General features: G+C 57.2%; 2 protein-coding genes and 1 rRNA gene. 2 read left to right on the top strand and 1 reads right to left on the bottom strand.

Going from position 1 to position 2,782, the window contains the following annotated elements:
* Positions 1-595: 595 nt before the first annotated feature.
* Positions 596-1,258 (top strand): MgtC/SapB family protein, encoded by a 663-nt coding sequence (locus tag BN3659_RS12685; protein WP_091537390.1) that lies wholly within the window; start codon positions 596-598, stop codon positions 1,256-1,258.
* A 188-nt stretch (positions 1,259-1,446) separates the two neighbouring features.
* On the opposite strand, the gene BN3659_RS12680 is transcribed toward BN3659_RS12685, so the two are convergent.
* The gene (locus tag BN3659_RS12680) at positions 1,447-2,082 is read right to left on the bottom strand and encodes a YiiX/YebB-like N1pC/P60 family cysteine hydrolase (RefSeq protein ID WP_091537388.1); all 636 of its coding nucleotides are present in this window, start codon (positions 2,080-2,082) and stop codon (positions 1,447-1,449) included.
* A 579-nt stretch (positions 2,083-2,661) separates the two neighbouring features.
* On the opposite strand from BN3659_RS12680, the gene BN3659_RS12675 reads away from it, so the two are divergent.
* Positions 2,662-2,782 (top strand): 16S ribosomal RNA (locus tag BN3659_RS12675); the annotation flags it as partial.

Here is a 2,782-nt window from a genome sequence, read left to right as displayed (position 1 = left end):
GTAAATATCTGCGGCGGTTGGATGCGGCGGTTGGATGCAGCGGTTGGATGCGGCGGTTGGATGCGGCGGTTGGATGCGGCGGTTGGATGCGGCGGTTTCTGCGTAGTGCGACCTCCCGGTGCGGGGCTTTGTGCGGCGGTTCGAGTGGGACCGCCGCCTGAAGGCGGCGGATGTGATCCGGCAGGTCGTGCGGTTCGGCGGCGGCTTCTCGGTGCGACCTTTCGGTGCGGCCTCGCGGTGCGGCCGATGGGCGGCCGACGGTCAGCGGGGAGGCTTGGGATGCGGAATTTCGTTTTTAGGAGGAGTATTGGTGGGGGATCTTTGTGGCGGTTCTTCGGACGTGTAGTCCGGCCGACGAGGGGCGGAGGAGGCGGATTTTACGGTTCGGCAGCGGCTTCGAGGTGTGCGGAGCAGTCTGCTGCGCAACCGGTCGAAGAGCCGATGCGACGGCGGCAGAGTACGTTCGGGCGGATTTTGCGGTTTCGCACCGGCGACTGCGAAATACGGATTGCGGCTCTCACCCCCCCCTCTGCCGGGCGTGAAAAATATTTTCGGATGCGGGGATAATGTACTATATTTGTAGAAAGCGAATGTTATGACGTGGGATTTCATTCTGAGATTGTTCGTAGCCGGTGCATTCGGCACCGTGATCGGGCTCGACCGCGAGTACAGGGTCAAGGATGCGGGTTTCCGCACCCATTTCCTCGTTTCGCTCGGCAGCGCTTTGATTATGATCGTCTCCCAATACGGCTTTTCCGAGATTCTGACCCGGCCGGGCGTAGGGCTCGATCCCAGCCGTATAGCGGCGCAGGTCGTGAGCGGCATCGGCTTTATCGGGGCGGGCACGATCATCTTCCATCGCCAGATCGTGCGCGGACTGACTACGGCCGCGAGCCTATGGGCCACGGCCGGAATCGGTCTGGCGGTCGGCGCGGGGATGTATGCCGTGGCCGCTGCCGCGACCGTGCTGACCCTCGTTGCGCTCGAAGGGCTGACGCTGATCTTCCGCGGGCTGGGTTTGCGGCGCACGCTCGTGGTCTTTTCCGCACCCGGAAAAGAGAGGATCGGTGCCGTGCTCGATCAACTGAAGACGGGAGCCTACACCATTCTCTCGTTCGAAGTTTCGCCCGACCGGGATGCCGAAGGGGGCTTCTATCGTGCCACGCTCGTCATACAGGCCCGCACGCCCCACGACGGCAACCGTTTTCTCGACGTGCTGCGGGCCGACCCCGACATCACGATCGAACGGATCGCGTGATGCAGACGTGCGGCAGACGTGCGGCAGACGGCCTCTCCATGACAGGATCATATGTCCGTGGGGAGGCGCCGCGGGCGGACGTGTCGCGGCATGAGCGAGGGGGGGGGAGCGCTCTTGGTGCATCGGAGCTGCCGCGGTATCCGCGGAAAGCTCGGGAACGCCGCTTTGCGGACATCGCCGTGCGGACGTCAGAAATAACGGTGTATTTCTCGCAGCAGCGAGTCTTTCGATAGATCGGCCGGGTTGGTGCCGATCACGCCTTCGGGGACGGGTTCGCCCAGTTTTTCGAACAGCCTTCGCCAGAAGTCCGGCAGGCGCCCCGCCGAATCGCGGAAATTCATCGGACGGGCGTGAAAAAGTTTCGCGCCGTGTCTGTCGAGGTAGCTCTCCCAGACCAGTTCGCTGCAATACATCTTTCCGTTTGCGGGCAGGTACGAATAGTCGTAGGGCTGTCCGAGGTACTTCAGCGAGCGGACCGCGGCACGTGCGGCGATGTCCGTCGTATCGCGCAGCCGCATTGCGACGACTGCGGGCCGTCCGTCGATTTTCCCCGAAGCATCGAGAAATTCGGTCAGCGATACGATCCTCACGCCGCCTCGTCCCGAGGCTTCGATGACCGAATCGCTTTTCGCACCGCCGAGACAGATGGCTACATGCGAGAATGGATAGGGCTCTTTCTCGGCGGTCGCTGCCGTAATCGCGTCCGTCATGGCCGACGCTTCGTTGATCTGGAAGAGCAGGTCGCCCGCCGCGGGCCGGAAGGTGCGGCCGGCGCACGAAAGAGCGAAAAAAAGTATACCTATATATAATAATATTCGTTTCATTCGCGTATTCTATATGGGCGGATAAAGGTAGGAAAAAATATCGAATGTTAATGCGTTGAGACTTAGTTAAGTGTAAATCCGGACAAAATATTTTGTGAAAAAAGTGTGAAATTTATTTGGAAGTTTCGACCGAAACGCCTTATCTTTGCACCCGCTTCGAGAGAGAAACACCGCTCGAAAGCGACAAACGGCTGGTTCTGAAAAAGTTTGAAAAAAGTTCCTAAATCTTTTGGAGATTCGGAAATTTGACTTACCTTTGCACCCGCTTCGGGTATGACACTAAGGTCTGAAGCGGAGTTGAAAAGGTTCTGAAAAATTTTTGAAAAAAGTTTCAAAAAGATTTGGTGGTCTCGAAAAAAGGTTTTACCTTTGCACCACTTTCCGCTTGAAAATATCGGCGGACGGAACGAAGGAAACGATCGAACGATCGGAACCGGGAAACGAGAAAGTTCTTATAGAAATATACGGACACGTTCTTTGAAGTATTTGAGCAGCAAAAGTTTATCCGCTCTCGCAAGAGAGCGATTTCAAACAATACCTTTGAGATAAGAGCGAAAGATCTAAACAAAACAATTTCATACAATGGAGAGTTTGATCCTGGCTCAGGATGAACGCTAGCGGCAGGCTTAACACATGCAAGTCGAGGGGCATCATTGGAGTAGCAATACTTCAGATGGCGACCGGCGCACGGGTGCGTAAC

Source organism: Alistipes sp. CHKCI003, from assembly GCF_900021155.1.
Lineage (GTDB): Bacteria > Bacteroidota > Bacteroidia > Bacteroidales > Rikenellaceae > Alistipes > Alistipes excrementavium.
Note: the sequence above shows the minus strand (reverse complement) of the source record. Positions and strands in the feature narration are given on the sequence as shown.